Source organism: Amycolatopsis sp. 3B14, from assembly GCF_050958625.1.
Classification (GTDB): domain Bacteria; phylum Actinomycetota; class Actinomycetes; order Mycobacteriales; family Pseudonocardiaceae; genus Amycolatopsis_E; species Amycolatopsis_E thermoflava.
Window position 1 is genome coordinate 64,790 of the sequence record NZ_JBHZEN010000003.1, and the last position, 23,646, is coordinate 88,435.

The 23,646-nt window shown below is 70.6% G+C and carries 26 protein-coding genes and 1 tRNA gene; 18 read left to right on the forward strand and 9 right to left on the reverse strand.

Features of this window, described 5'->3' with window-relative positions; all coding sequences use genetic code 11:
* Nucleotides 1-193: 193 nt before the first annotated feature.
* Complete coding sequence (locus ACCP09_RS01610; RefSeq protein ID WP_433742683.1) at nucleotides 194-1,243, reverse strand: NAD(P)-dependent alcohol dehydrogenase; 1,050 nt, start codon at nucleotides 1,241-1,243, stop codon at nucleotides 194-196.
* A gap of 105 nt (nucleotides 1,244-1,348) precedes the next feature.
* Here ACCP09_RS01610 and ACCP09_RS01615 point away from each other — a divergent pair, with 105 nt between their 5' ends.
* On the forward strand, nucleotides 1,349-1,951 hold the full coding sequence (locus tag ACCP09_RS01615; protein WP_433742685.1) for a TetR/AcrR family transcriptional regulator: 603 nt from the start codon (nucleotides 1,349-1,351) through the stop codon (nucleotides 1,949-1,951).
* Nucleotides 1,952-2,054: 103 nt separating this feature from the next.
* A complete protein-coding gene (locus ACCP09_RS01620; protein WP_433742687.1) occupies nucleotides 2,055-2,630 on the forward strand; it encodes a TetR/AcrR family transcriptional regulator in 576 nt (191 codons plus the stop codon).
* 21 nt (nucleotides 2,631-2,651) lie between these two features.
* Here the strand turns inward: ACCP09_RS01620 and ACCP09_RS01625 are convergent, their stop codons facing one another.
* Nucleotides 2,652-3,149 carry a tautomerase family protein gene (locus ACCP09_RS01625; protein ID WP_037322499.1) on the reverse strand — a complete coding sequence of 166 codons (498 nt, stop codon included), beginning with the start codon at nucleotides 3,147-3,149 and terminating at the stop codon, nucleotides 2,652-2,654.
* 96 nt (nucleotides 3,150-3,245) lie between these two features.
* Between ACCP09_RS01625 and ACCP09_RS01630 the strand changes: the two genes are divergently transcribed.
* The gene (locus ACCP09_RS01630) at nucleotides 3,246-3,737 is read left to right on the forward strand and encodes a winged helix-turn-helix transcriptional regulator (protein ID WP_433742689.1); all 492 of its coding nucleotides are present in this window, start codon (nucleotides 3,246-3,248) and stop codon (nucleotides 3,735-3,737) included.
* A 101-nt stretch (nucleotides 3,738-3,838) separates the two neighbouring features.
* On the opposite strand, the gene ACCP09_RS01635 is transcribed toward ACCP09_RS01630, so the two are convergent.
* On the reverse strand, nucleotides 3,839-4,360 hold the full coding sequence (locus ACCP09_RS01635; protein ID WP_433742691.1) for a CGNR zinc finger domain-containing protein: 522 nt from the start codon (nucleotides 4,358-4,360) through the stop codon (nucleotides 3,839-3,841).
* 88 nt (nucleotides 4,361-4,448) lie between these two features.
* On the opposite strand from ACCP09_RS01635, the gene ACCP09_RS01640 reads away from it, so the two are divergent.
* Together ACCP09_RS01640 and ACCP09_RS01645 are read left to right on the forward strand one after the other, a co-directional pair.
* Complete coding sequence (locus tag ACCP09_RS01640; protein ID WP_433742693.1) at nucleotides 4,449-5,585, forward strand: epoxide hydrolase family protein; 1,137 nt, start codon at nucleotides 4,449-4,451, stop codon at nucleotides 5,583-5,585.
* Between the two features lie 94 nt (nucleotides 5,586-5,679).
* Entirely contained in the window at nucleotides 5,680-6,702 is a 1,023-nt protein-coding gene (locus ACCP09_RS01645; protein ID WP_433742695.1) for an epoxide hydrolase family protein, read from the forward strand.
* A gap of 6 nt (nucleotides 6,703-6,708) precedes the next feature.
* Here ACCP09_RS01645 and ACCP09_RS01650 read toward each other — a convergent pair whose 3' ends face one another.
* Both ACCP09_RS01650 and ACCP09_RS01655 read right to left on the reverse strand, forming a co-directional pair.
* Nucleotides 6,709-7,569 (reverse strand): class I SAM-dependent methyltransferase, encoded by an 861-nt coding sequence (locus tag ACCP09_RS01650; protein WP_433742697.1) that lies wholly within the window; start codon nucleotides 7,567-7,569, stop codon nucleotides 6,709-6,711.
* 97 nt (nucleotides 7,570-7,666) lie between these two features.
* Nucleotides 7,667-8,251 (reverse strand): helix-turn-helix domain-containing protein, encoded by a 585-nt coding sequence (locus ACCP09_RS01655; protein WP_433742699.1) that lies wholly within the window; start codon nucleotides 8,249-8,251, stop codon nucleotides 7,667-7,669.
* 82 nt (nucleotides 8,252-8,333) lie between these two features.
* Between ACCP09_RS01655 and ACCP09_RS01660 the strand changes: the two genes are divergently transcribed.
* Nucleotides 8,334-9,905 carry an MFS transporter gene (locus ACCP09_RS01660; RefSeq protein ID WP_433742701.1) on the forward strand — a complete coding sequence of 524 codons (1,572 nt, stop codon included), beginning with the start codon at nucleotides 8,334-8,336 and terminating at the stop codon, nucleotides 9,903-9,905.
* On the opposite strand, the gene ACCP09_RS01665 is transcribed toward ACCP09_RS01660, so the two are convergent.
* Nucleotides 9,827-10,075 (reverse strand): LuxR C-terminal-related transcriptional regulator, encoded by a 249-nt coding sequence (locus ACCP09_RS01665; protein WP_433742703.1) that lies wholly within the window; start codon nucleotides 10,073-10,075, stop codon nucleotides 9,827-9,829. The two genes, ACCP09_RS01660 and ACCP09_RS01665, sit on opposite strands and share 79 nt — an antisense overlap.
* A 713-nt stretch (nucleotides 10,076-10,788) precedes the next feature.
* Here ACCP09_RS01665 and ACCP09_RS01670 point away from each other — a divergent pair.
* Together ACCP09_RS01670 and ACCP09_RS01675 are read left to right on the forward strand one after the other, a co-directional pair.
* Nucleotides 10,789-10,887 carry a hypothetical protein gene (locus tag ACCP09_RS01670; protein WP_433742914.1) on the forward strand — a complete coding sequence of 33 codons (99 nt, stop codon included), beginning with the start codon at nucleotides 10,789-10,791 and terminating at the stop codon, nucleotides 10,885-10,887.
* A 108-nt stretch (nucleotides 10,888-10,995) separates the two neighbouring features.
* Entirely contained in the window at nucleotides 10,996-11,943 is a 948-nt protein-coding gene (locus ACCP09_RS01675; RefSeq protein WP_433742705.1) for an NADP-dependent oxidoreductase, read from the forward strand.
* 171 nt (nucleotides 11,944-12,114) lie between these two features.
* Here the strand turns inward: ACCP09_RS01675 and ACCP09_RS01680 are convergent, their stop codons facing one another.
* Together ACCP09_RS01680 and ACCP09_RS01685 are read right to left on the reverse strand one after the other, a co-directional pair.
* On the reverse strand, nucleotides 12,115-12,321 hold the full coding sequence (locus ACCP09_RS01680; protein WP_027930396.1) for an RNA-binding S4 domain-containing protein: 207 nt from the start codon (nucleotides 12,319-12,321) through the stop codon (nucleotides 12,115-12,117).
* Between the two features lie 98 nt (nucleotides 12,322-12,419).
* Nucleotides 12,420-12,496, reverse strand: a tRNA-Leu gene (locus ACCP09_RS01685).
* Between the two features lie 226 nt (nucleotides 12,497-12,722).
* On the opposite strand from ACCP09_RS01685, the gene ACCP09_RS01690 reads away from it, so the two are divergent.
* From ACCP09_RS01690 to ACCP09_RS01715, 6 genes are all read left to right on the forward strand, one after another.
* Entirely contained in the window at nucleotides 12,723-13,340 is a 618-nt protein-coding gene (locus tag ACCP09_RS01690) for an ANTAR domain-containing response regulator (RefSeq protein ID WP_017988040.1), read from the forward strand.
* 314 nt (nucleotides 13,341-13,654) lie between these two features.
* Nucleotides 13,655-14,827: a branched-chain amino acid ABC transporter substrate-binding protein gene (locus ACCP09_RS01695; protein ID WP_027930395.1), complete on the forward strand. Its 1,173-nt coding sequence runs from the start codon at nucleotides 13,655-13,657 to the stop codon at nucleotides 14,825-14,827.
* 89 nt (nucleotides 14,828-14,916) lie between these two features.
* Complete coding sequence (locus tag ACCP09_RS01700; protein ID WP_027930394.1) at nucleotides 14,917-15,912, forward strand: branched-chain amino acid ABC transporter permease; 996 nt, start codon at nucleotides 14,917-14,919, stop codon at nucleotides 15,910-15,912.
* Nucleotides 15,909-17,021 carry a branched-chain amino acid ABC transporter permease gene (locus ACCP09_RS01705; RefSeq protein WP_027930393.1) on the forward strand — a complete coding sequence of 371 codons (1,113 nt, stop codon included), beginning with the start codon at nucleotides 15,909-15,911 and terminating at the stop codon, nucleotides 17,019-17,021. Before ACCP09_RS01700 ends, ACCP09_RS01705 begins: the two co-directional genes overlap by 4 nt.
* Nucleotides 17,018-17,935, forward strand: a complete 918-nt coding sequence (locus tag ACCP09_RS01710) for an ABC transporter ATP-binding protein (RefSeq protein ID WP_378332162.1) — start codon at nucleotides 17,018-17,020, stop codon at nucleotides 17,933-17,935. The genes ACCP09_RS01705 and ACCP09_RS01710 overlap by 4 nt, the downstream gene beginning before the upstream one ends.
* Nucleotides 17,922-18,635 (forward strand): ABC transporter ATP-binding protein, encoded by a 714-nt coding sequence (locus tag ACCP09_RS01715; protein ID WP_017988045.1) that lies wholly within the window; start codon nucleotides 17,922-17,924, stop codon nucleotides 18,633-18,635. The genes ACCP09_RS01710 and ACCP09_RS01715 overlap by 14 nt, the downstream gene beginning before the upstream one ends.
* A gap of 63 nt (nucleotides 18,636-18,698) precedes the next feature.
* Here ACCP09_RS01715 and ACCP09_RS01720 read toward each other — a convergent pair whose 3' ends face one another.
* On the reverse strand, nucleotides 18,699-19,142 hold the full coding sequence (locus tag ACCP09_RS01720; RefSeq protein WP_027930391.1) for a hotdog fold thioesterase: 444 nt from the start codon (nucleotides 19,140-19,142) through the stop codon (nucleotides 18,699-18,701).
* An 85-nt stretch (nucleotides 19,143-19,227) separates the two neighbouring features.
* Here ACCP09_RS01720 and polA point away from each other — a divergent pair, with 85 nt between their 5' ends.
* The 4 genes from polA to ACCP09_RS01740 all read left to right on the forward strand — a co-directional run bounded on the left by polA (nucleotide 19,228) and on the right by ACCP09_RS01740 (nucleotide 23,610).
* A complete protein-coding gene (gene polA / locus ACCP09_RS01725) occupies nucleotides 19,228-21,963 on the forward strand; it encodes a DNA polymerase I (RefSeq protein WP_433742710.1) in 2,736 nt (911 codons plus the stop codon).
* Nucleotides 21,964-21,967: 4 nt separating this feature from the next.
* Nucleotides 21,968-22,408: a helix-turn-helix domain-containing protein gene (locus tag ACCP09_RS01730; protein ID WP_027930389.1), complete on the forward strand. Its 441-nt coding sequence runs from the start codon at nucleotides 21,968-21,970 to the stop codon at nucleotides 22,406-22,408.
* Between the two features lie 31 nt (nucleotides 22,409-22,439).
* A complete protein-coding gene (locus ACCP09_RS01735) occupies nucleotides 22,440-22,871 on the forward strand; it encodes a VOC family protein (RefSeq protein WP_027930388.1) in 432 nt (143 codons plus the stop codon).
* 121 nt (nucleotides 22,872-22,992) lie between these two features.
* Complete coding sequence (locus ACCP09_RS01740; RefSeq protein ID WP_431910461.1) at nucleotides 22,993-23,610, forward strand: hypothetical protein; 618 nt, start codon at nucleotides 22,993-22,995, stop codon at nucleotides 23,608-23,610.
* Nucleotides 23,611-23,646: the final 36 nt, after the last annotated feature.

A 23,646-nucleotide genomic window follows, 5' to 3' on the forward strand; every position in this document is an offset into this window, starting at 1 on the left:
GGTCGTGGGGCCGGCGCTACCGGGAGCCGGCGGCCGTCGAGCACGTGATCCGGGTCGTGCTGATCCTGCGCGGGCCTTCGGACCAGCCGCGCGCGACCGCCGCCGCATCCTCCTCGGCTCCGGTGAACTTCCGGCGCGTGCTCACCGGACTAGCAGGTGGGGCTGCCCGCGCCGGCGGACAGCCCCACCCGGCTCACGCGCCGATCGTGGCGGTGTCGATGACGAAGCGGTACCGCACGTCGCTGTTCTCGACGCGCTCGTAGGCCTCGTTGACCTGGTCGGCGGAGATCGTCTCGATCTCGGCGCCGATGCCGTGCTCGGCGCAGAAGTCGAGCATCTCCTGGGTCTCGGCGATCCCGCCGATCATCGACCCGGCCAGCACCTTGTTGCCGCCGAGCAGGGAGAACGCGTTGTAGGACAGCGGCTCGCCGGGCGCGCCGACGTTGACCATCGCGCCGCCGACGCGTAGCAGGCCGAGGTACGCGTCCACCGGCAGCTTGGCCGACACAGTGTTCAGGACCAGGTCGAACCGGCCGCGCAGCGCCTCGAACGTGCCCTCGTCGCTGGTCGCGTAGTAGTCCTTCGCGCCGAGCCGCAGGCCGTCCTCCTGCTTCTTGAGGCTCTGGCTGAGCACGGTGACCTCCGCGCTCATCGCCGCGGCCAGCTTGACCGCCATGTGGCCGAGCCCGCCGAGGCCGATCACGGCGACCTTCTTGCCCGGGCCGGCGCCCCACCGCCGCAGCGGCGAGTAGGTGGTGATCCCGGCGCACAGCAGCGGCGCGGCGACGTCGAGGCCGATGCCGTCGGGAATGCGGCAGACGAAGGCTTCCTTGACGACGATCTGCCTGCTGTAGCCGCCGTAGGTGTTCTCGCCGTCGAAGCCGACCCCGTTGTAGGTCTGGACGTTGCCCTTGACGCAGAACTGCTCGGTGCCCGCGCGGCAGTACTCGCACTCGCCGCACGAGTCGACCATGCAGCCGACGCCGACGCGGTCGCCGACCCGGTACTTGGTCACGTCGGGGCCGACAGCGGCGACGACACCGGCGATCTCGTGACCGGGCACCATCGGGAAGATGGCCTGGCCCCAGTCCTCCTTCGCCTGGTGGATGTCGCTGTGGCAGATGCCGGCGAACTTGATGTCGATCAGTACGTCGTCCGGCCTCAGGTCCCGCCGCTCGATGGTGGTGGGCGCGAGGGGCGCGCCGGGCGACGGCACCGCGATAGCGTGCGTGGTCGTGGTCATGGATCCTCCCGGAAACGACGTCGCGGGGCATACTGTAAGAGCCCTCATACATCACCTACGTAAGAGGGCTCTTACATATTTCGGCCGGGGGATGTGAGCTGGGTCATGGGCGGCAAGTACCACCACGGCAACCTGCGCGACGAGCTCGTGCGGGTCTCCCTCGACCTGATCGCCGAGCGCGGCGTGGCCGGGTTCTCGGTCGCCGAAGTCGCGCGGCGCGCCAAGGTCAGCCCCGGCGCCCCCTACCGGCACTTCCCGGAGCGGGAGAGCCTGCTCGCCGCCGTCGCCGCCACCGTGGCCTGCCAGCTCGCCGACGAGGTGCGGGCCGCGGTCGAGCGCGAGGACGACCCGGCCGGCGCGCTCGCCGCGGCGGCGGGCGCCTACACCGCGTACCTGATCCGGCGGCGTGCCGGCATGAACCTGATCTACGCCGAGGGGCTGCACGGCCCCGGCTACACCGAGCTGCACGAGAACACGCGCACCCTGACCGACCACTTCCTCGTGCTGTGCCTGCGCTTGTGCGACAGCCCGCAGGAGGCGCTCGAGCTGATGGAGCAGCTGTTCACCCAGGCGCACGGCTACGGCATGTTCTGGCTCGACGGCGTGTTCGTCAAGCACGGCTACACGCCCGAACTGGTGGTCGCGAAGTCGGTCGCCGCGGCCCGCGTCATGATCGAGGGCCACCGCGCCAAGATCGGCCCCGGCTGATCAGTCCACAGTAGACGCCGTACCCGCGGGCACGTTCCCAAGCGGTGGCCGGCAGGCGTACCGTCGGCGTTGAAGGGGAACGGGTGTTCCGGATCGTGCGGAGATGCGACACGTGGGGGCCGGATTGACGCGGAAGGCCAGGGCGGACAGCGAGCGCAACCGCAGGCGCATCGTGGAGGTCGCGCGCCGTGGGTTCGCCGCGGAGGGGATCGGGCTGCCGATGCGCGAGATCGCGCGCCGGGCCGGTGTCGGGGCCGCGACGCTGTACCGGCACTTCCCGGCGCGACCCGACCTCCTCGACGCGGTGCTGGCCGAGCAGGTCGCCGCCTGCCGCGAGGACGTGCGGACCGCGCTCGCCGACCCGGACCCGTGGCGGGCGCTGAGCGCGATCGTCCGCCGGTTCGGCGAGCGTCAGGTGCGGGACCGTGGCCTCAACGACGTCCTGCTCGGCTCGCACCCGGAGGCGGAGGCGTTCGCCGAGGAGCGGCGCGAGCACACTCGCGCGCTGGACGCGCTCGTGTGCCGCGCCAGGGCCACCGGCGCCGTGCGGCCCGACCTCGCCCCCGAGGACGTGCGAGTGGGGTTGATGGCGATCGCGTCGCTGCGGGGCCTGCCACCGGACCGGGCGCCGGTGGCCATCCGCCGCCTGACGGAGCTGCTGCTCGCCGGCATGCGTTAGCTGCCCGGGTGGCTGACGAATTCAGGGCAGGCGGGCGTGTTCGGCTCGGGTGGCAGCGATCCGCTCACGCGCGAGCGCACGGGCCCGCTTGGTGTCGCCGCCGGTGAGCCGGGCGAGGATCGCTGCGAGCGGCCTGATCTGGCCCCAGCCGCCCCAGTGACCTTCGGGGATCTCGGTGGGGAACACCCAGATCCGGCTGGGGTCCCGCGGCCAGGCGCCGTTCTCCGCGTCGAGGATCGCCTCGGTGACCTCGGCGATGACGCTCGCACGCTTCTGCTCGTCGAGCTGGCCCTCGGGGACGGACGGGACGATCTTGTAGCGAGGTGCGTCCGCGGGTTCTCCGCCGACGTAGACGCCGGCCGGCCGGTGCAGCCAGAGCCAGGAGACGGAACGGCTCACCGGGTCGGCGGGGTCGAATCCCTCGTTGCGGACGAGGATCTCGGTGATGCGGTTCAGCAGCGCCGCCTCGGCGTCCGGTTGGAGCGCGCCGTCGGGAATGTAGACGTCGAGCATGGGCACGGTCGATCTCCTTCTTGAGTTTAGTTTTTCAACTCAGGTCGGAAAGCCTAGCCGAGCTGAGTACAGCTTGTAAACTCAGATGGGTACACTCGTCCCATGGAGACGCGGCGGATCGACCCGGTGAACTGCTCGGTGGCGCGCGCCCTCTCGGTGGTGGGGGAGCGCTGGTCGCTGTTGATCGTTCGGGAAGCGCTGGACGGCGCGCGCCGGTTCGGCGAGTTCCACTCCCGCCTCGGGATCGCCAGAAATCTCCTAGCGACCCGGCTCGAGACCTTGGTGACAGCTGGGGTGATGCGCCGCGTGCCGTATCAGGAGCCCGGGGATCGGCAGCGTTTCGCCTACGAGCTCACCGAGCAGGGCCGGGCGTTGCGGCCCACGCTCGTGGCGCTCCTGGAATGGGGCGACAGGTACCTCGCCGACCCGGAGGGACCGTCGGTCATCGTCCGGCACCGGCCCGTCGACGATGGCAGCCCCTGCAACGAGCCGGTCAAGGTCGTCCTCGAGTGCGCTGCGGGGCACAGCCACCTCGCCCCGGAAGACGTCTGCCGCACGCCCGGGCCGGGCGCGCGCTTCGTGGAAAGCTCCTGAGGTTCCAGGACCGAACTCAGCAGCTCATATCGCGGGTGGGGTCCCGGCGCGGGCCGGCCGAACCCCGCGACGATCCGCCGGCGCGCCGGCGCCGACCGGCTTCACGCGTCGCGGTCGCGGCGCGAGCGGTAGGTGCGGGTCTTGTGGCGGTTTCCGCAGACCTCCATCGCGCACCAGCGGCCACGGCCGTTGCGTGAGACGTCGTAGAACGCCCACCGGCAGTCGGGTGCGGCGCAAAGCTTGATGCGCGCCCACTCGCCCCTGGCCACACTGCCCGCCACGGTCTCGACGATGATGTTCAGCCAGGCCGGGCCGGAGGTCGCGACGAGGCGCATCCCGCCGGAGTGGTCCGGTGCGAGCCGCAACGGGTGGTCATGCAAAGCCGCGGCGGCCGAGGTGTCAGCGACGAGCGCCTTCCGGAGCGCCGTGCGCAGGGCGACGGCGGCTGCCACGTCCGACGCACGCGGCGGGGTGTCACCGAAGGGCAGCCCCCGGGCAGTCAGCCAGTCCGCGAGGGCCTGCGGAGAGGTCAGCCGCTCGCCGGGCACATGACTCTCCCCGTGCCGCTTGAACGTGCGCTCGTCCACGGTGTTGAGGAAGTCTTCGATCACCTGCAGCGCCACCACGACACCATCATCGCACGACAGTGGTGTTGCTGGTTTGCGACACCACTGTTAGCTTTGGCTGGTGTCGCAGATGAAGGAGAGAGCGATGGCCGGCACGCGCGCGGTGCTCGATGTTCCCGACGCCGACCTGGAGGACCTGCGAGAACGGTTGCGCCGCACCCGGTGGGCGCGACCGTGGCCGGCCGAACCCTGGGCGGCGGGCACGGACGGCGACGAGCTTCGCCGCCTGACCGGCTACTGGGCCTCGGCCTACGACTGGCGCAAGCACGAAACCGCGATCAACGCCCTGCCACACCGGTTCGCCGAGATCGGCGGCACGGTCGTGCACTACCTGTACTTCGGCGCCGAGAACGGCGGAACACGAGCGATCCTGCTGGCCAACGGCTGGCCCAGTTCGTTCCTCGAGCTCGTCGGCCTGGCGGAGCGGCTGTCGGCCCCGTCGCGTTTCGGGCGCGACCCGCGGACCGCCTGCACCGTCGTCGTCCCGTCGCTGCCGGGGTTCGGGCTGTCTCCGCAACGCCCGGCGCTCGCCGAGGGCATGCACACGCACGACCTGTGGCATCGGCTCATGACCGAGGAGCTGGGGTTCGACCGCTACGGCGCGCACGGATCCGACATCGGCGCCGGGGATGTGAGCCGGCTGGCGCAGGCGCATCCCGACGCGCTGATCGGACTCCACCTGCAGGACGCCGCGAACCCCGCCGGCTACGACGTGGCCGGGCTGAGCGAGGAGGAACGGACCTACCTGGCGGCCGAGCACGCATGGGAGGTCGCCGAGCGCGGGTACTCGCACCAGCAGCAGACCCGTCCGCTGACCCTCGCCCAGGGGCTGTCGGATTCCCCGTCCGGGCTGCTCGCCTGGATCCTCGAGAAGTACCGCGCCTGGAGCGACTGCGACGGCGTCCTGGCCAACCGGTTCAGTGACGACTTCCTCCTCACGCAGGCCTCGTTGTACTGGTTCACCAACACGATCTCGACCTCGTTCCGCCCGTACTACGAGCGCCACCACCAGCTGGTCCCGCCCGTCGAACGGGTCGAGGTGCCGACCGCGCTGGCGTTGTTCCCCGCCGACATCGGCGGACGGCAGCCCCGCAGCTGGGTGGAACGCGTCTACCACGTCACCCGCTACACCGAGATGCCCCGCGGCGGCCACTTCGCCGCCTACGAGGAGCCGGATCTGCTGGCCGACGACATCACCGCCTTCTTCGGCTCGCTGAGGTGAGCCCGTCCGTCCACACCGGAGCGCCCCAGAACGGAGAACTCCATGCCTGATGCGATCCCCGAAGCCGTTCCGGCGCCGGTGCTGCAGGATCTGCGTGCCCGGTTACGGGCCTACCGCCGGGTGGCGCTGCCCCCCGGGATTCGGGTGGGAACGCGGTGTCGACGGCGACTTCCTGGCCGAACTCGTCGCCCACTGGGCGGACCACTACGACTGGCGCGTGCACGAAGAACGGATTCGCGCACTGCCGTGGACACTGGCCGGCGGGCTCCGGCTGATCCACCAGCGCGGAGCGGCTCGCGGCGTTCCGGTCGTCCTGCTGCACGGCTGGCCGGACTCGGTCCTGCGGTTCGAGAAGGTCCTGCCACTCCTGGCGGATCTGAACGTGGTCGTCCCCGCACTGCCGGGTTTCCCGTTCGCCGCCCCGGTGGCGCGCGGGGGCATGTCGGCCGCGGCGATGGCCGAAACGGTGGCCGCCGCCCTCGCGGAGCTGGGTTACGACCGGTACGTGGTGTCCGCGGGCGACGTCGGCTGCGATGTCGCCGAGGTGCTCGCCGCGGCGTACCCGGCCAGAGTCGCCGCACTCCACCTGACCGATGTGTCGCAGTACCGGTTCCTGGTCGATCCACCGGCGGACCTCTCGCCCGTCGAGCAGGCCTACGTGCGGTCCGGGCACCGCTGGCAACGCCAGGAAGGCGGCTACATGCGGGAGCAGGCGACCAAGCCGCACACCCTCGCGGTGGGGCTCGGCGACTCGCCCGCCGGGCTCGCCGCGTGGCTGCTGGAGAAACTGCGCACCTGGACCGACTGCGGGGGCGACGTCACCACGGTGTTCACCCGCGACGACCTGCTGACCTGGATCACGGCGTACTGGGTCACCGGCTCGATCGGCACCTCGTTCACCCCGTACGCGGAGGCCGGGCCCGGGCCGGGACCGATCGTCGCGCCCACGGCGTTCACGATCTTTCCCAAGGACCTCGTCAACGCGCCACGGGAATTCGCGGCCCGGTTCTTCGACATCCGGTCGTGGGTCGAGGAGCGCCGCGGCGGGCACTTCGGCGCGTGGGAATGCCCGGAGCAGTACGTCGCGGGCATTCGCGCCGCCGTGTCCCTCGTCTGAGCGTCCTCAGGTGCGGCGGGCGGCCCAGACGGAACGCCTGGTGCGGACCGCGAGGTCGTGCCGCCGCAGCAGGCTGTGCGGGCCGTCGACGTCGAGCAGCCGGTCCAGCGCGGCGAGGTCCGCGCTGTCGAGCTCGGCCGCGACCGCGCCCCGAACGCGTTGCAGCGCACGGAGGGCGTACTGGCCGACCGCCGGGTTGCCGGCGCCCTCGATGTTCACGTCGAGGGCGAGCTCGCCCTCCACCACGAACCCGGCGGCGGTGAGCTCCGGCCCCCAGTCCGCGCCGCGGTGGGGGAGGTGCCGGGCGTGGAGCCGGTCGCCGGCGGCGTGGACGCGGTCCTCCAAGCCGGGCCGCTCGGCGGGTGCGGTCCCGGGCAGGAAGCGCGGCAGGCCGGCCATCTCGACCACGACGAACAGGCCGCCGGGCGCGAGCAGGTCGTGGACAGCGCGCAGGGCGCGGCCGGGATCCGCCAGGTGGTGCACGGAGCCCGAGGCCCACACCAGGTCCGGGGTGCCGAGGTCGGGCCAGCTGGCCTCATCGAGGTCGGCGAGCACCGTGCGCACGTGTCCGTCGGCCCCGCGGGCGCACGCCTTCTCGCTGAGCCGCCGCAAGTGGCCGGGCGAGGTGTCCACGGCCGTGACATGCGCCTCGGGGAACTGGCCGAGAAGGGCGAACGTGCCCGCTCCGGTGCCCGCGGCGAGGTCGACGATCTGGCGCGGGCTGCCGTGCAGGGGCAGCCACCGGATGATGCCGGTGGTGTGCTCGGCGAGGGCTTCCGCGTCCAGTTCGAGGATCTCCGCCTGCGCGCTGTCCGCGTCGTGGTGGTCGTGATCGTGGCTGTGGTGCTGGGCATGCGCACGCGTCATGCCGCCACGATAAGAGCGTTGCGCTGGTCTGCTCACTCCGTTGCCGATTTCGCAAGGAAGTGGGCTCCCGCGATGCCCCGGACGCAAATCGCCGCCGTCATGAGCCGTTGTTCCCGTCGTCGGTCTCGTTTTCGCGATGTCCGCGGCGAGCGTCGCGGTCGTAGATGAACATGACCTCGCACGGGCGGCCACGGGCGCCGATGGCGTGCGGCGTCATGGTCGGGAACTCGGCGGCGCGGTTCGTGTCGACGCGGAAGCTGCGGTCCCCCAGCAACAACGTGGCGGTGCCGGACAGCACGACGAGCCATTCCCGGCCGGGGTGGGCACGCATCTTGGCGGGGTTGTCCGGCGGCGGGTCGGTGAACCGCCTGCGCATGACAGTCATGCCGGGATCGCCCTTCATCGGCCAGCTCAGCCCGTGCGGACCGTGGTTCATCGGGCTGATGACGACGTCGTCCACGGTGTTCTCGACCAGCTGGTCGAGGGTGGTGTCCAGGGCGCGGGCCAGTGCGACGAGCTGGTCCAGCGCGAGGCGGCGCTGACCGTTTTCGATGCGGCTCAGCGAGGACTGTCCCAGGTGGACCCGGGCGGCCAGTTCCTCCAGGGACAGGCCTTGGGCGACCCGCAGCGCCCGGATCCGTTTGCGCACGAGGCTGTCCAGCGCTCCTTCTTCTTGCTTCATAGGCAAGATGATATGCCAGCCCGGCAACTCGTGCTTACCCTCGCGGCAGTCGTGAACTAGCACGCCCTTCCGAGAGGAACCCATGAGCACCAACCAGCCCGCGCAGGGGGCTGCCACACCGGACGCGCGCCGGCTGCGCACCATCCTCATCTCCGTGTCCACGTCGTTGATGGCCGTCGTCGCCTCGGTTTCCGGCCTCGGTGTCGCGCAGACCCACCTGGCCGTCGAGTTCGGAGCCTCGCTCGGCACGGTTCTGTGGATCATCAACGTCTACGCCCTGACCCTGGCCGCGCTGCTGCTGCCGTTCGGCGCGATCGGTGACCGCGTGGGCCGCAAGCCTGTGCTGACCGCCGGGCTTGCGTTGTTCGGCGTCGCGAACGTGGTGGCGGCAGTGTCCCCGACGGCGGAGGTCATGATCGCCGCTCGCGTGGTCAGCGGCGCCGGCGCCGCGATGATCATGCCGATCACGCTGGCCGTCATCACCTCCACCTTTCCCGAGGAACAGCGCGGCAAAGCCATCGGCGTGTGGACGGCCGTCGCGGGCGGCGGTGGCATCCTCGGCATGTTCCTTTCCGCGCTGCTGGTCGACGTCGCCGACTGGCGCTGGCTGTTCGCGCTCCCTGCCGCGCTGATCGTCGTGGCGCTCGTGACGACGGTGAGGTCGGTGCCCAACTCCCGCGAGCGCTCGGCTCACCCCTTCGACACGGTCGGCGCGCTGCTGTCCGCCGTCGCCGTCGTCGGCCTCATCTTCGTGCTGCAAGAGGGACCCGTCCGCGGCTGGACCGCCCCCGCGACGGTGATCAGCGTCGCCGCCGGCCTCGTCGCCGGCGTCGGTTTCGTGGTCTGGGAACTGCGCCACCGCGACGCTGCGCTGCTGGACGTGCGGATGTTCGCCGAACGCGGCCTGATGGGCGGTTCGCTCACGTTGCTCGTGGTCTTCGGTGTCCAGGCCGGTATCGCAGTGGTGCTGTTCCCGTTCTTCCAGGCCGTGCTCGGGTGGTCCGGACTGGTGTCGACGGCGGCCCTGATGCCCATGGCGGTGTCGATGATGCTGGCTTCCGGTCTCGCGGCCAGGCTGGCCGGGCGCATCGGCTCCCGCGCGACGATGACCACCGGCGTCGCGCTGGCCGGCGTGGGACTGGTGTCCATGGGGCTGTTCGTCTCGGTGGCGGGCGGCTACCTGTCGATCCTGCCGGGGCTGGTCGCCATGGGCCTCGGCATGGGGCTGGCGATGACGCCGTCCACGGAGGCCGTCACCGGCTCGTTGTCGCGGGACAAGCAGGGGGTCGCCTCCGCGCTCAACGACATCACCCGCGAGTTCGGAACCGCGCTGGGTGTCGCCCTTTTGGGCGCGCTCCTGTCCGCCGGCTACCGCGGTTCGATCGACGGCATGCTGTCCGGTGTGCCCGGGGAGGCGGCGGACGTCGCCAGGGAAGGCGTCGCCAACGCGATCGAGGTCTCGGCCGGCACCGGCTCGCACGCCGCGCAGATCGTCCACGCCGCCCGGGAGTCCTTTGTGGCCGGTTGGCAGCACGCGATGTGGGCGGGCGCGGCCGTCATGGCGGTGCTGGCCGCCTACGTCGCCGTGCGGGGCCCCCGGAGTCGCCCCGCGGCCGATACCGCCGCGTCCAGCCGGGCGGGATCGGCCCGGTGACCGCGCCCGTCCGCGGTGCGTTTCGCGATGACCAGCCGCTGCGCGATCTCCCGGTTCGACAGGCCGTTCTCGACGAGGGCGGCCACCTCGAGTTCCCGCTTGGTCAGGGCCTGCGTCACGCCGTCCACCTTGGACAGGTCCCGTTCGACGCCCAGCCCGAGCGCGATCACGGCGTGCAGGTCCGTGAACGGGCCAGATGCGGGGAGGCTGTCCGGCGCCGGGGAAGACCGCGGCTGCGGAGTGTGCCGCTGGGTGCCCGTTCGACCTGGCGCCGGTCGTGCGCCACGCAGGCCAGCAGGTGCGTGGTGAGGGCGACGCAGATGCCGTCGGACAGAGCACGCTGCAGTCGCAGCACCGCACGCGCCGATTGTTCGGCCTCGTCGAGGCGTCCCAGCCGCCACTGCGCGACGCCTCCCGCCCACAGGGTGCAGCAGCGAGATCCACGTCAGGGCCCACACGCAGTCGGCCCGGCCCGCGGTGGGCGCGGGAGCTTTCGCGAGCAAGGCCTCGATCCGCATCCGCCCCTCGGCGAGCAGCCCGCCGGACAACCAGTGGTACCGCAGCCGCGCCAGCAGGCGCAGGCCCGCCTCCGCTTCGCCCGGCGTGGTGGCGCTCCACTGGATCGCCGCGACGTACCCGGCGTGATCGAGTCGCATGTCCTCGGATGAAAGCGGTAGTGGTCAGCTGAAGGTGCTCCGCACACACGGCACGCTGGTGTTCTGCGGACCGCTGATCGGCGACGTGCCGACCATCGCGATGAACGAGATCGCGCGCCACACCCGGCTCACCTACGGCACCCTCCCGGACCACATCCGCCCGCGCCGAAGAGCTCGTCGAACACGCGGCCGAGCTGTTCGCGACGGTCCACAAAGGAGAGTTGACAGTGCGGATCGGCGGCCGCTACCCGCTCGCCGAGGCGGCGCGGGCGCACGCGGACATCGAGTCGCGCGCGACGACCGGGAAACGGCCGCTGATCCCGTGACCGCCGGCTCCCGGTGAGCCACATCACTTGCTTCGAATTCGAAGCGGGAGTACCGTCGCTTTCAGTTGCTTCGAAGTCGAAGCAAGACGATCGAAAGGGAGAACCCCGATGAAGGCAGTGCGTTTCCACGAGTACGGCGACCCCGGCGTCCTGCGTTACGAGGACGTGGACCTGCCGGTTCCCGCGGCCGGGCAGGTCCGGGTCCGGGTGGCGGCGACGTCGTTCAACTCCGTCGACGGCAACATCCGCGGTGGCTTCATGCAGGGGCCCATCCCGGTGCGGCTGCCGCACACCCCCGGCCTCGACGTCGCCGGCACGGTCGACGCGCTGGGCGAAGGCGTCGACGGCCTCGCGGTCGGCGACCAGGTCATCGGTTTCCTGCCGATGGACAAGCCGGGTGCGGCCGCGGAGTACGTGCTAGCCCCGGCGGAGGTCCTGACGCCGGCGCCGAAGAGTGTCCCGCTGGCTGACGCTGCGGCGATGCCGGTGGTGGCGCTGACCGCCCGGCAGGCGTTGTTCGATCACGGCAAGGTGGTGGCCGGGCAGCGCGTGCTGATCAACGGCGCCGGGGGAGCGGTCGGCGGTTACGCCGTGCAGCTGGCCAGCGGCGCCGGAGCGCATGTCGTGGCCACCGCCAGCGGGCGCAGCAGCGAGGCGGTCAAGGCCGCCGGCGCGCACGAGGTCATCGACCACACCACCACGAGCGTGACGGACGCGGTGACCGAGCCGGTCGACGTCGTGCTGAACCTCGCCCCGGTCGACCCGGACGCACTCGCCGCACTGGTCACCCTGGTCCGGCCGGGTGGCGTCCTGGTCAACACGACGGTGTGGATGCCCGCGCCGAGCGACGAGGAGCGCGGCGTGCGCGGCGTCGACCTCTTCGTCCGCAGCGACGCGGAACAACTGGCGTCGCTGGTGACGCTGGTCGACCGCGGCGAGCTGCGCGTCGACGTCGCCGAGCGGGTGCCCCTGGCCGAGCTGCCTGCGCTGCACGCTCGGGCCGCCGAGGGCGCGGTGCGCGGCAAGGTCGTTGTCGTCGTCTCGTCCGCCGCCTGACGTCCCCCTCCCGAGCACGACAATGCGAACGGCTCAGTCGAGGTCACCCCAGTGGACACCACGGCGGACGACAGCGGTCGAATCGCGATGCCGTGGTACCGCAAGGACGGGCGGGGCTTGCCGTGCTGTTCTTCCACGGCTGCGGCGCGGATCGGCGAGCTCTGTGCTCGCCTATCCCACGCGCAGTTCGGCGCCGCCGACGGTCACGACGTCGCCGCGCCGCAGCTGCCGTCCCCGGCGCTCCTCGACCTCGCCGTTGACCTGGACCTGCCCGTCCTCCAGGAGCGCCCGGGCGTCGGACCCGGACTCGACCACGTTGGCGAGCTTGAGGAACTGACCGAGCCGGATGGACCCATCACTGGTGGCGATCTCGCGCATGCCGCCATTGTCCCCGGACGCCCCAACCCCAGCGCGGCGCACACCGCGAGGGCCTTCGCGGTCACGCTTCCCGGTGGCCGAGCGTCGCATGTAAAGGATGGTGCCCCCGGTGAGATTCGAACTCACACTGGACGGGTTTTGAATCCGTTGCCTCTGCCAGTTGGGCTACGGGGGCGGCGCAGCCAGACTTTACGCGCCCCGCCTGCCACCCCGGCAGTGGGGGTAGCCCTGCGTGACGACCGGTCACAGGGGAGCCGATCAACGCGACACGCCGTGCCACGACGTGGTGAACACCATGCTCACCACGTGGTCCGCGTCATCCACCGACTGGATCGTTCCGGGTAGGCTCGTCCTGCGGTTAGCCGCATTCCACATTCCGTCGAGCACGCAGGAGGACCCCGGTGACCGAAGAGGCTACCGAGGCCAGCGGTGTGGCCACCGCTCCGCAGCGTCGGGTGCTCGTCGCCGAAGACGAAGCACTGATCCGGCTTGACCTCGTCGAGATGTTGCGCGAAGAGGGATACCAGGTGGTCGGCGAGGCGGGCGACGGCGAAGAGGCCATCAAGCTGGCAGCCGAGCTCAAGCCCGACCTGGTGATCCTGGACGTCAAGATGCCCAAGCTGGACGGCATCGAGGCGGCGTCCCAGATCACCACCGACCGCATCGCCCCCGTGGTCATCCTGACCGCGTTCAGCCAGCGCGAGCTGGTCGAGCGCGCCCGCGACGCGGGCACGATGGCGTACCTGGTCAAGCCGTTCAACAAGCGGGACCTCGTTCCCGCGATCGAGCTGGCCGTGAGCCGGTTCTCGGAGATGCAGGCACTGGAGGCCGAGGTCGCCAGCCTGTCCGACCGGCTGGAGACCCGCAAGGTCATCGACCGGGCCAAGGGCCTGCTGATGACCCACCAGGGGCTGACCGAGCCGGACGCGTTCCGGTGGATCCAGCGCACCGCCATGGACCGGCGCACGACCATGAAGGCCGTCGCCCAGGCGGTCGTCGAGAGTATCGGTCAGAAGTAACCCCGCGCGATCGCGTGGGAGGTCAAACGCTCCGACATCACTCCAATGAGGGCGTGACGGCGCTGCTCATCTGAGCAAAAGGTCACTGGTTGTTATCACCCGGTTGTTGCAATGCGGCAACCGGGTGTAAATCATGCGTGAACTATAGTGACCCCCGTCACGATGTGGAAACAAGACAGCGCGTACCGCTGTGCTTGACCTCACCGGGCGGCTACGTTCAGCGCCCGATAGGTCCCATCCCGGGACGGCCGCAGTCCGCGGCCGGCTGGATATTGGAGGAACGAGTGTCAGGAGCACGACTCACGCGAGTTCTCGTGCTGGCGGCGGCAGCAACGCTGGCGCTGGGTGCGTGCGCGGCGCGTGACGAGGGGAGCACGTCGGGCAACACCACGGGCTCGGCGGCGGCGCCTTCGCAGGCGGCCGACGCGGCCAACCCGCGCGGCGACGGCAAGGCGGTGTGCTCGGGAGTCTCGATCGCGTACGCGGGCACCATCAACGGCGCCAGCGCGGCGCTCGGCCAGAACATCCTTCGCGGCGCCGACCTCGCGGTGAAGCAGCACAACGAGGCCAACCCGAACTGCCAGGTCACGCTGAAGCAGTTCGACACCGAGGGCAAGCCGGACAAGGCCCCGGGCATCGTCACCCAGGTCATCAACGAGGCCGACATCATCGGCGTCGTCGGCCTGCCCTTCTCCGGTGAGTCGAAGGCCGCGGGCAACCTGTTCAACCAGGCCGGCCTGGTCACAATCAGCCCGTCGGCGACCAACCCGGCGCTGGCCGACAACGGCTGGAAGACCTTCTTCCGCGGCATGGGCAACGACTCGGTCCAGGGCCCGGCCGCGGCCAAGTTCCTCACCGACACGCTCAAGGCCAACAAGGTCTGCGTGATCGAGGACGACTCCGAGTACGGCATCGGCCTGTCCAACGCCGTCAAGCAGGCGCTCGGCTCCAAGGCCTCCTGCACCGACAAGGTGAAGACCGGCCAGACCGACTTCTCCGCGGTGGTCAACAAGATCTCCACCGAGAACCCGGACGCCATCTTCTACTCCGGCTACTACCCCGAGGCCGGCCCGTTCGCGCAGCAGCTGAACGACAAGGGCGTCACCGCCAAGTTCGTCGGGCCGGACGGTGTGAAGGACAACGAGTTCCTCAAGGGCGCCGGCGGCGGTGCGACCAACGCCTACTTCACCTGCCCGTGCGTCCCGGAGGACAACTTCAAGGACTTCACCGCGGCGTTCAAGTCGGTCGAGGGCGCCGACCCGGGCACCTACTCGCCCGAGGGTTACGACGTCACCACCATTCTGCTCAAGGGTATCGACAGCGGCATCAAGGACCGCGCGGCGATGCTGAACTACGTCAAGAACTACGACGGTCAGGGCTTGACGAAGAAGTTCAAGTGGAACGACAAGGGCGAGCTCTCGGACACCCCGGTCTGGAGCTACCGCGTCGAGAACGGAAAGATCGTCAACAACGGCCAGATCAGCTAACGACCTGACCTATCGGGCATGCACGCGGCCGATCGTCGCGTGCATGCCCGATCCATACCCGGGAATAGAGTGAACCCTTGCACCCCGCGATGACCCCATTCCTCGCGCAGTCCGAGCCATGGATCTCCTTCGACGTGGCCGGCCTGGCGGAGCAGTTCTGGAACAACACCGTCGACGGCCTCGCGCTCGGCGGCATCTACGCACTGGTGGCGCTGGGCTACACGCTCGTCTACGGCGTGCTCAAGCTCATCAACTTCGCGCACTCCGAGGTCTTCGTCGTCGGCGCGTTCGCGACCTGGCTGACGTTCTACGGCCTCGGTTTCCGGTCCGGCGCCACGCCGGTCCTCTCGGTCTTCGAGATCATCCTCTTCCTCGCCATCGCCTGCCTCGCCGCGATGGCGGTCTCCGGCGGCACCGCGGTGCTGCTGGAACGCGTGGCCTATCGTCCGCTGAGAAAGCGCAACGCGCCGCGCCTGGTCTTCCTGATCACCGCGATCGGCGCCTCGTTCGCCATCCAGCAGACCCTGCGCCTGATCTTCGGCCTCAACCAGCAGCCCCAGATCCGGCTGCTGCAGCCGGAACCGCTGTTCAAGCTCTTCGGCGCCACGGTCACCAACATCCACGTCATCCTGTTCGTGGCCGCCGTGCTGCTGTGGTTCGTGGCCGACTACTTCGTGAATCGGACCCGGCTGGGCCGCGGCATCCGCGCGGTGGCCCAGGACCCGGACACGGCGACGCTGATGGGCGTCAACAAGGAACGGGTCATCGTCATCACGTTCCTGGTCGGCGGGCTGCTCGCCGGCGCCGCCGCGCTGTTCTACATGATGCGGATCCCGCAGGGCGCCATCTACAACGGTGGCTTCCTGCTCGGCATCAAGGCGTTCACCGCCGCGGTGCTCGGCGGGATCGGCAACCTGCGGGGCGCGCTGCTCGGCGGGTTCCTGCTCGGTCTCGTGGAGAACTACGGCCAGTCGCTGTTCGGCGGCGAGTGGAAGGACATCGTGGCGTTCGTCGTGCTGATCGTCGTCCTGATGTTCCGTCCCACCGGCATCCTCGGCGAGTCCCTCGGGAAGGCACGCGTATGACGACCCAGACCGTGAGCGCGCCCTCGAAGCGCCGCTCCATCCGCGAGCAGTGGAACAACCTGTCCCGGCCGGCCCAGTGGGCGTTCCTCATCCCGGTCGTGGTGCTGATCTACTTCCTGCCGGTGCTCAACCCGCCGCTGATCGCGACGACCGGCACCGACTTCCCGACCGCGATGTTCGACGTGGCCCGCTACGCGCTGGTCGCGATCGGGCTCAACGTGGTGGTCGGCCAGGCCGGCCTGCTGGACCTGGGCTACGTCGGGTTCTTCGCCGTCGGCGCCTACGTCGCGGCGCTGTTCACCAGCCCGAACTCGAGCCTGCACCACCTGCCCTACCTGTGGACGCTGCCGCTGGCGATGGTGGTCACGATGATCTTCGGGATCATCCTGGGCACCCCGACCCTGCGGCTGCGCGGTGACTACCTGGCGATCGTCACGCTCGGGTTCGGCGAGATCATCCGCCTGGTGGCGGACAACGTCGACCCGCTGCGCGGCCAGTCCGGTTTCGAGCGGGTCGGCACCGACGCGAACGGCACGCCGTTCTTCGCCAACGCCACCGCCTGGTACTGGCTGACGGTCACGATCATCATCGCGGTCCTGCTGCTGGTCGGGAACCTGGAACGCAGCCGGGTCGGCCGCGCCTGGGTGTCGATCCGCGAGGACGAGGACGTCGCCGAGATCATGGGCGTCCCGGTGTTCAAGTTCAAGATCTGGGCGTTCGTCATCGGCGCCGCGATCGGCGGCCTGTCCGGCGCGCTCTACGCGGGCAAGCTCGGGTTCGTGAACAACCAGTCGTTCGACGTCATCACCTCGATGCTGTTCCTGGCCGCGGTGGTGCTCGGCGGCGCGGGCAACAAGGTGGGCGTGCTGCTCGGCGCGGCCGTGGTGGCGTACCTGCCGCTGCGGTTCGTGCAGCTGGCCGAGTACAACTACCTCATCTTCGGCATCGCGCTGATCATCCTGATGATCTTCCGCCCGCAGGGCCTGCTCGGCGCCCGCCAGCGGTTGCTGGCCCGGGGACGGCAGGCCTACCAGCGGCTGCTCGGCCGCGGTGAGCAGATCAGCGGGGAGAGCGCGCTGGCCGCCGACACGACGGGAGGTCCCCGATGAGCCACCCCAGCGAGGAGACCCCGGTCGAGGGCGGCCTGGTCGCCGAGGTCGCCCGGATGACCCCGGAGCAGCTCGCCGAGCACGAGGCCGAGGTCGCCGAGGCGGTCGCCGTCGACCGCGACATCAAGGTCGAGGTCGGCGAGACCCTGCTGGAGATGCGGGACGTGACGCTGAAGTTCGGCGGACTGACCGCGCTGGACTCGGTGTCCTTCGGCATCCGCCGCGGCGAGATCCTGGGCCTGATCGGGCCCAACGGCGCGGGCAAGACCACCTGCTTCAACGCGATGACCGGGGTCTACCGGCCCACGTCGGGGCAGGTGCTGCTGGAGGACAAGCCGCTGGGCAAGGCCAACCGCCACCAGATCACCCAGCGCGGCATCGCCCGCACCTTCCAGAACATCCGGCTCTTCGGCGAGATGACCGCGCTGGAGAACGTGGTGGTCGGCACCGACGCCCGCCACAAGACCAGTGTCGTCGGCGCGCTGCTGCGGCTGCCGCGGCACCACCGCGAGGAGAAGACGGCGGTCGAGCGGGCGATGGCGCTGCTGGAGTTCGTCGGCATCGCCGACCGGGCCGCGGACAAGGCCAAGAACCTCCCATACGGCTACCAGCGCCGCCTGGAGATCGCGCGGGCGATGGCCACCGAGCCGAAGCTGCTGTGCCTCGACGAGCCTGCCGCCGGGTTCAACCCGGCGGAGAAGGAAGAGCTCATGGGGCTGATCCGGAAGATCCGCGACGACGGCTTCACCGTCCTGCTCATCGAGCACGACATGAAGCTCGTCATGGGCGTGACCGACCGGATCGTCGTACTGGAATTCGGCAAGAAGATCGCCGAAGGACTGCCGGCCGAGATCAGGGAGAACCCCGCTGTGATCGCCGCCTACCTGGGAGTGCCTGACGATGACGCTGCTTGAGCTTGACGGGGTCTCCGTCCACTACGGACGGATCCAGGCGGTCTCGGAGCTGACGCTGCGGGTCGACGAGGGCGAGGTCGTCGCCCTCATCGGCGCGAACGGCGCGGGCAAGAGCACCACGATGCGCGCCATCTCCGGCATCCGCCCGCTGTCGGCGGGCCGGATCACCTTCGCCGGCGAGGACATCACGAAGTTGCGCGCCGACCTGCGGGTCGTCCGCGGCATCTCGCAGGTGCCCGAGGGGCGCGGGGTGTTCCCGGGGATGACGGTCGCGGAGAACCTGGACATGGGCGCCTACGCGCGCAAGGACCGGAAGAACCTGCAGCCCGACCTGGACCGCGTGTTCGACCTGTTCCCGCGGCTGGCGGAGCGGCGCAACCAGGCCGGCGGCACGCTGTCCGGCGGTGAGCAGCAGATGCTGGCGATGGGCCGGGCGCTGATGGCCAAGCCGCGGCTGCTGCTGCTCGACGAGCCCTCGATGGGACTCGCGCCGCAGTTCATCCAGCAGATCTTCCGGATCGTCACGGAGATCAACAAGCAGGGCACCACCGTGCTGCTGGTGGAGCAGAACGCGCAGCAGGCGCTGTCCCGCGCCCACCGCGCGTACGTGCTGGAGACCGGCCGGATCACCAAGACCGGCACCGGCACCGAGCTGCTGGCGGACTCCGCGATCAAGGAGGCCTACCTGGGCGTCGCCTGATCGGGTGGACCTGGAACGAGAAGGGCCCCGGCGCTCGTGCGCCGGGGCCCTTCTTCGTGATTGTCAGCGGCTGCCGGGGGCGGCGTCGCGCACCAGGCAGGACAGGCGCGCGGTGCAGGTGCGGCGGCCCTGGTCGTCGGTCAGCACGATCTCGGCGGTGATGGTGCCCCGGCCGACGTGCAGCGGCGTCGCCACGCCGGTGACCAGGCCTTCCCGCGCGGCACGGTGGTGGGTGCAGGACAGCTCGAACCCGAGCGTGGCCTTGTCCGCCCCCGCGTTGAGCGCTGCCACGGTCGAGCCCAGCGCCTCCGCGAGCACGGCGTTCGCGCCGCCGTGCAGGAGGCCGTAGGGCTGCAGGTTGCCCTCGACGGGCATCGTGCCGACCACCCGCTCCGCCGTGAGCTCGACGAACTCGATGCCGAGCTTGTTGTTGAGCTGCTGCTCCGCGACGCGCGGATCGATGCCCGCGAGCTGCTCGCGGATGGCTTCGGAGAGGTTCTCGGTCAACGCGGGTGACTCCTCGGTGAGACGACGGCAGGGCGGAACGACCGCTCGCGCGGTTCTGTCGGTGCCCCACCCTAGACTCGCACCCGTGAGCCCCAGCCAGAACCAGCCAGTAGCCAACACCACAGCGACGGCGCCCGCGGAAGGACGGCCGCGGCTGTTGCTGATCGACGGCCACTCGATGGCCTACCGCGCCTTCTTCGCCGTGCCTGCCGACCGGTTCAAGACCTCCACCGGCCAGGTCACCAACGCGGTGTTCGGGTTCACCTCGATGCTCATCAACCTGCTGCGCGACGAGCAGCCCACGCACCTCGCGGTGGCGTTCGACGTGTCGCGGCAGACGTTCCGCTCGGCCACCTTCGCCGACTACAAGGCGACCCGGACGTCGACGCCGGACGAGTTCAAGGGGCAGGTCGACCTGGTCAAGGACGTGCTCGGGGTGCTCGGCATCCCGGTGCTGACCAAGGAGAACTACGAGGCCGACGACATCATCGCCACGCTCACCACGCAGGCGACGGCCGAGGGCTACCAGGTCCTGATCTGCACCGGCGACCGCGACGCGCTGCAGCTGGTGGACGACTCGACGACGGTGCTGTACCCGCGCAAGGGCGTGTCCGACCTGGTCCGCTACGACCCGGCCGGGGTCGCGGAGAAGTACGGGCTCACGCCCTCGCAGTACCCGGACTTCGCGGCGCTGCGCGGCGACCCGTCGGACAACCTGCCGGGCATCCCGGGCGTCGGGGAGAAGACCGCCACCAAGTGGATCCAGCAGTTCGGGTCGCTGGACGCGCTGATCGACCGGGTCGACGAGGTCAAGGGCAAGGTCGGGGACGCGCTGCGCGCCCACCTGAGCTCGGTGACGCTCAACCGCCAGCTCACCGAGCTGGTGCGGGACGTGCCGCTGGACGCCACGCCGGGCGACCTCGCGCTCAAGCCGTGGGACCGGGACGCGGTCCACCGGCTGTTCGACGAGCTCGAGTTCCGGGTGCTGCGCGACCGGCTGTTCCAGACGCTGTCCAGCGCCGAGCCGGAGGCCGAGTCCGGGTTCGAGGTGGAGGGCGCCGCGGTGCCCTCCGGCGGTCTCGCGGCGTGGCTGTCGAAGCACACCAAGGCAGGCCAGACCGTGGGCCTGTCCTTCCGCACCACCGGTTCCTCGGTGCGGTCCGACATCCAGTCGATCAGCCTGGCCGCGCCGGGCGGGGAGGCCGGGTACGTCGACGTCACCGCCCTGGACGAGGCCGACGAACAGGCGCTTGCCGCGTGGCTGGCCGACCCGGCGATCGCCAAGGCCGGGCACGCGCTGAAGGTGCCGCTGCACGCGTTGCGGGCGCGCGGCTGGAAGCTCGCCGGCCTGGCGATGGACACCGAGCTGGCCGCGTACCTGGTCCGGCCGGGGCAGCGGTCGTTCGAGCTGGACGACCTGGTGCTGCGGTACCTGCAGCGCGAGCTGCGCAACGACAGCGACTCCGGCGACGGCCAGCTGTCCCTGCTCGACGGCGACGACGGCGACCAGAAGCTGGTGCAGGGCGAGCTGGTCCGCGCCAGCGCGGTCGCCGAGCTGGCCGGCGCCCTGTCCGGCGAGCTGGAGAAGATCAGCGGCACCAAGCTGCTCGGCGACATCGAGCTGCCGTTGTTGCAGGTCATCGCCGAGGTCGAGGCCGCGGGCGTGGCCGTCGACATCGAGCAGCTGACCGCGCTGGAGGCGCACTACGGCGCCCGAGTGAAGCAGGCCGCCGAGGCCGCCTACGGCGTGATCGGCAAGCAGGTCAACCTCGGCTCGCCCAAGCAGCTGCAGGTGGTGCTGTTCGACGAGCTGGGCATGCCGAAGACCAAGCGCACCAAGACCGGCTACACCACCGACGCCGAGGCGCTGCAGACGCTGTACGAGAAGACCGAGCACCCGTTCCTGCAGCACCTGCTGGAGCACCGCGACGCCACCCGGCTCAAGAGCACCGTCGAGGGCCTGCTCAAGTCGGTCGCCGACGACGGCCGGATCCACACCACGCTGCACCAGACCATCGCGGCCACCGGCCGGCTGTCCTCTGTGGATCCGAACCTGCAGAACATCCCGATCCGCACCGAGGAGGGCCGCCGCATCCGCGACGCGTTCGTCGTCGGCGACGGGTACGCGGAGCTGCTCACCGCGGACTACAGCCAGATCGAGATGCGGATCATGGCGCACCTGTCCGAGGACGCGGCGCTGATCGAGGCGTTCCAGTCCGGGTTCGACTTCCACGCCGCCACCGCGGCGCGCGTGTTCGGCGTCGACCCGGCCGAGGTCACCGGGCCGCAGCGGGCGAAGATCAAGGCGATGAACTACGGCCTGGCCTACGGGCTGTCGGCCTACGGCCTGTCGCAGCAGCTGCGGATCTCCACCGAGGAGGCCCGCGGGCTGATGGACGAGTACTTCGCCCGGTTCGGCGGGGTGCGCGACTACCTGCACAGCGTCGTGGTCGAGGCGGGCAAGGTCGGCTACACCGAGACGATCTTCGGCCGCCGCCGCTACCTGCCCGACCTCAACAGCGACAACCGGCAGCGGCGCGAGATGGCCGAGCGGATGGCGCTCAACGCGCCGATCCAGGGCAGCGCCGCCGACATCATCAAGGTCGCGATGATCGGCGTGCACCGCGCGATCGCCGAGGCCGGCCTGCGGTCGCGGGTGCTGCTGCAGGTGCACGACGAACTGATCGTCGAGGTCAGCGAGGGCGAGCGCGACCAGGTCGAGGAGCTGGTGCGGCGGGAGATGGGCGCGGCGTACGAGTTGGCCGTCCCGCTGGAGGTGTCGGTCGGGTTCGGCCGGTCCTGGAACGAGGCGGCGCACTGACGGCATGACGGACCGGGCGGCGGTGGTGGCGCAGGTGCGCCGCGCCAAGGACTGGATGGACGCGCACTACGCCGAACCCCTCGACGTGGACGCGCTCGCCGCCGTCGCCTGCTGTTCGCGCTACCACTTCATGCGCTCGTTCGCCGCCGCGTACGGGGAGAGCCCGAAGGCCTACCTGACGCGGCGGCGCATCGAGCGGGCGCAAGACCTGTTGCGGTCGGTGAACCTGACCGTCACCGAGGTGTGCCTGGCCGTCGGGTTCACCAGCCTCGGCACGTTCAGCCGCCGCTTCGCCGAGATCACCGGCTCCTCGCCGAGCGAGTACCGGACGCGGGTGCGCTCGGACGCCCCGCCGCCGGTGCCCGGGTGCTACCTGATGATGTGGACGCGGCCGACGGCGGGAACAGCACATTCGGAGAAGCCCGGGGACGCCCCAGGTCAGTAGCGTTCCTCCCATCGACCACAGGAGGTTCGCGATGATCAAGGGGCTGTCCCACTCCAGCGTCTACGTGCTGGACCAGGACTCGGCGAAGGCGTTCTACACCGAGAAGCTGGGCTTCGAGGTGCGGCAGGATCTGCGGATCGGCGAGTTCCGCTGGCTCACGGTCGGCCCGGCCGGCCAGCCGGACCTCGACTTCATCCTCATGAAGCCGGGGCCCCCGCAGCACGACGCGGAGACCGAGAAGCAGATCCGGGAACTGGTGGCCAAGGGCGCGCTCGGCGGGGGCGTGTGGAAGACCGCCGACTGCCGCGGGACGCACGCCGAACTGGCCGCCCGCGGGGTCACGTTCCTGCAGGAGCCTGCCGAACGGCCGTACGGGATCGAGGCCGTGTTCCGCGACGACTCCGGCAACTGGTTCAGCCTCACCCAGCCGCACGCGTTCGACCCGGGCAAGGACTGGGGCTGATCTTCGCCGGTTTCCGGCCGGATCGGGCGCTTCGCCGTGGAAATGTGTCCGGCGCGTTGCGGGCGGGAGAACGCCACGTCGCGAGGCTGCCCGTGCCGGGAGCAGCAGGTAGCGTGGGGTCATGGCTGGCCGGAAAGCGCTGATCCTGGCGGGTACGGGGATGCTGGCCGGGCTCGCCGAAGTCCTGACGCGGGAGGGCTGGCACGTGGTGCTGCCGTCCCGGCGGTACCACCCGCTCGACTGCGAGGTGCGGCCGGGGGAGGCGGCCCGGCGGTCGATGCGGCCGCCGGGGCACCGGCCCTTCCGCGACGGCACGATCCGCCCGTGGGGCGGTGGGAAGGCGATCTGGGTCGAGGCGCACTGGGACCGGCCGCGGGAGCTCGCAGCGAAGGCGGAGCTGGCCCTGCGCGGGCAGGCGGACCTGCTGGTCGCGTGGATCCACGAGCAGTACCGGCGGTCGGTGATGGGCGCGGTGGAGTCCCTGCTCGCCGACGGCGCGCCGGTGGTGGAGGTGCGGGGCGGCCTCAGCGGCACCGGGGCGGCCGAGCCGCCCGACCCGCTGCTGCCGCTGCACCCGACCCAGGTGGTGCAACTGGGCACGGTCTCCGGCTACGACGCCCACCGGTCATTGGCGCAGGCCGAGATCGGCGAGGGAGTGCTCGAAGCGGTGCGCCGGGCCCTGGACGGCCACGCGACGTCCACGCACCAGATCGGCCAGCTGCGGCCCATGGTGCGCTGAGCCCCGCGGCAGGCAGCTCCGGCCGCCGGCCCCGGA

Bases quoted from the DNA above. Each gene is read 5' to 3' on its own strand.
- ACCP09_RS01610 (WP_433742683.1), bottom strand. From the start codon at position 1,243: ATGACCACGACCACGCACGCTATCGCGGTGCCGTCGCCCGGCGCGCCC.
- ACCP09_RS01615 (WP_433742685.1), top strand. From the start codon at position 1,349: ATGGGCGGCAAGTACCACCACGGCAACCTGCGCGACGAGCTCGTGCGG.
- ACCP09_RS01620 (WP_433742687.1), top strand. From the start codon at position 2,055: ATGCGACACGTGGGGGCCGGATTGACGCGGAAGGCCAGGGCGGACAGC.
- ACCP09_RS01630 (WP_433742689.1), top strand. From the start codon at position 3,246: ATGGAGACGCGGCGGATCGACCCGGTGAACTGCTCGGTGGCGCGCGCC.
- ACCP09_RS01640 (WP_433742693.1), top strand. From the start codon at position 4,449: ATGGCCGGCACGCGCGCGGTGCTCGATGTTCCCGACGCCGACCTGGAG.
- ACCP09_RS01650 (WP_433742697.1), bottom strand. From the start codon at position 7,569: ATGACGCGTGCGCATGCCCAGCACCACAGCCACGATCACGACCACCAC.
- ACCP09_RS01655 (WP_433742699.1), bottom strand. From the start codon at position 8,251: ATGAAGCAAGAAGAAGGAGCGCTGGACAGCCTCGTGCGCAAACGGATC.
- ACCP09_RS01660 (WP_433742701.1), top strand. From the start codon at position 8,334: ATGAGCACCAACCAGCCCGCGCAGGGGGCTGCCACACCGGACGCGCGC.
- ACCP09_RS01675 (WP_433742705.1), top strand. From the start codon at position 10,996: ATGAAGGCAGTGCGTTTCCACGAGTACGGCGACCCCGGCGTCCTGCGT.
- ACCP09_RS01680 (WP_027930396.1), bottom strand. From the start codon at position 12,321: ATGCGCGAGATCGCCACCAGTGATGGGTCCATCCGGCTCGGTCAGTTC.
- ACCP09_RS01700 (WP_027930394.1), top strand. From the start codon at position 14,917: ATGACCCCATTCCTCGCGCAGTCCGAGCCATGGATCTCCTTCGACGTG.
- ACCP09_RS01705 (WP_027930393.1), top strand. From the start codon at position 15,909: ATGACGACCCAGACCGTGAGCGCGCCCTCGAAGCGCCGCTCCATCCGC.
- ACCP09_RS01710 (WP_378332162.1), top strand. From the start codon at position 17,018: ATGAGCCACCCCAGCGAGGAGACCCCGGTCGAGGGCGGCCTGGTCGCC.
- ACCP09_RS01715 (WP_017988045.1), top strand. From the start codon at position 17,922: ATGACGCTGCTTGAGCTTGACGGGGTCTCCGTCCACTACGGACGGATC.
- ACCP09_RS01730 (WP_027930389.1), top strand. From the start codon at position 21,968: ATGACGGACCGGGCGGCGGTGGTGGCGCAGGTGCGCCGCGCCAAGGAC.
- ACCP09_RS01735 (WP_027930388.1), top strand. From the start codon at position 22,440: ATGATCAAGGGGCTGTCCCACTCCAGCGTCTACGTGCTGGACCAGGAC.
- ACCP09_RS01740 (WP_431910461.1), top strand. From the start codon at position 22,993: ATGGCTGGCCGGAAAGCGCTGATCCTGGCGGGTACGGGGATGCTGGCC.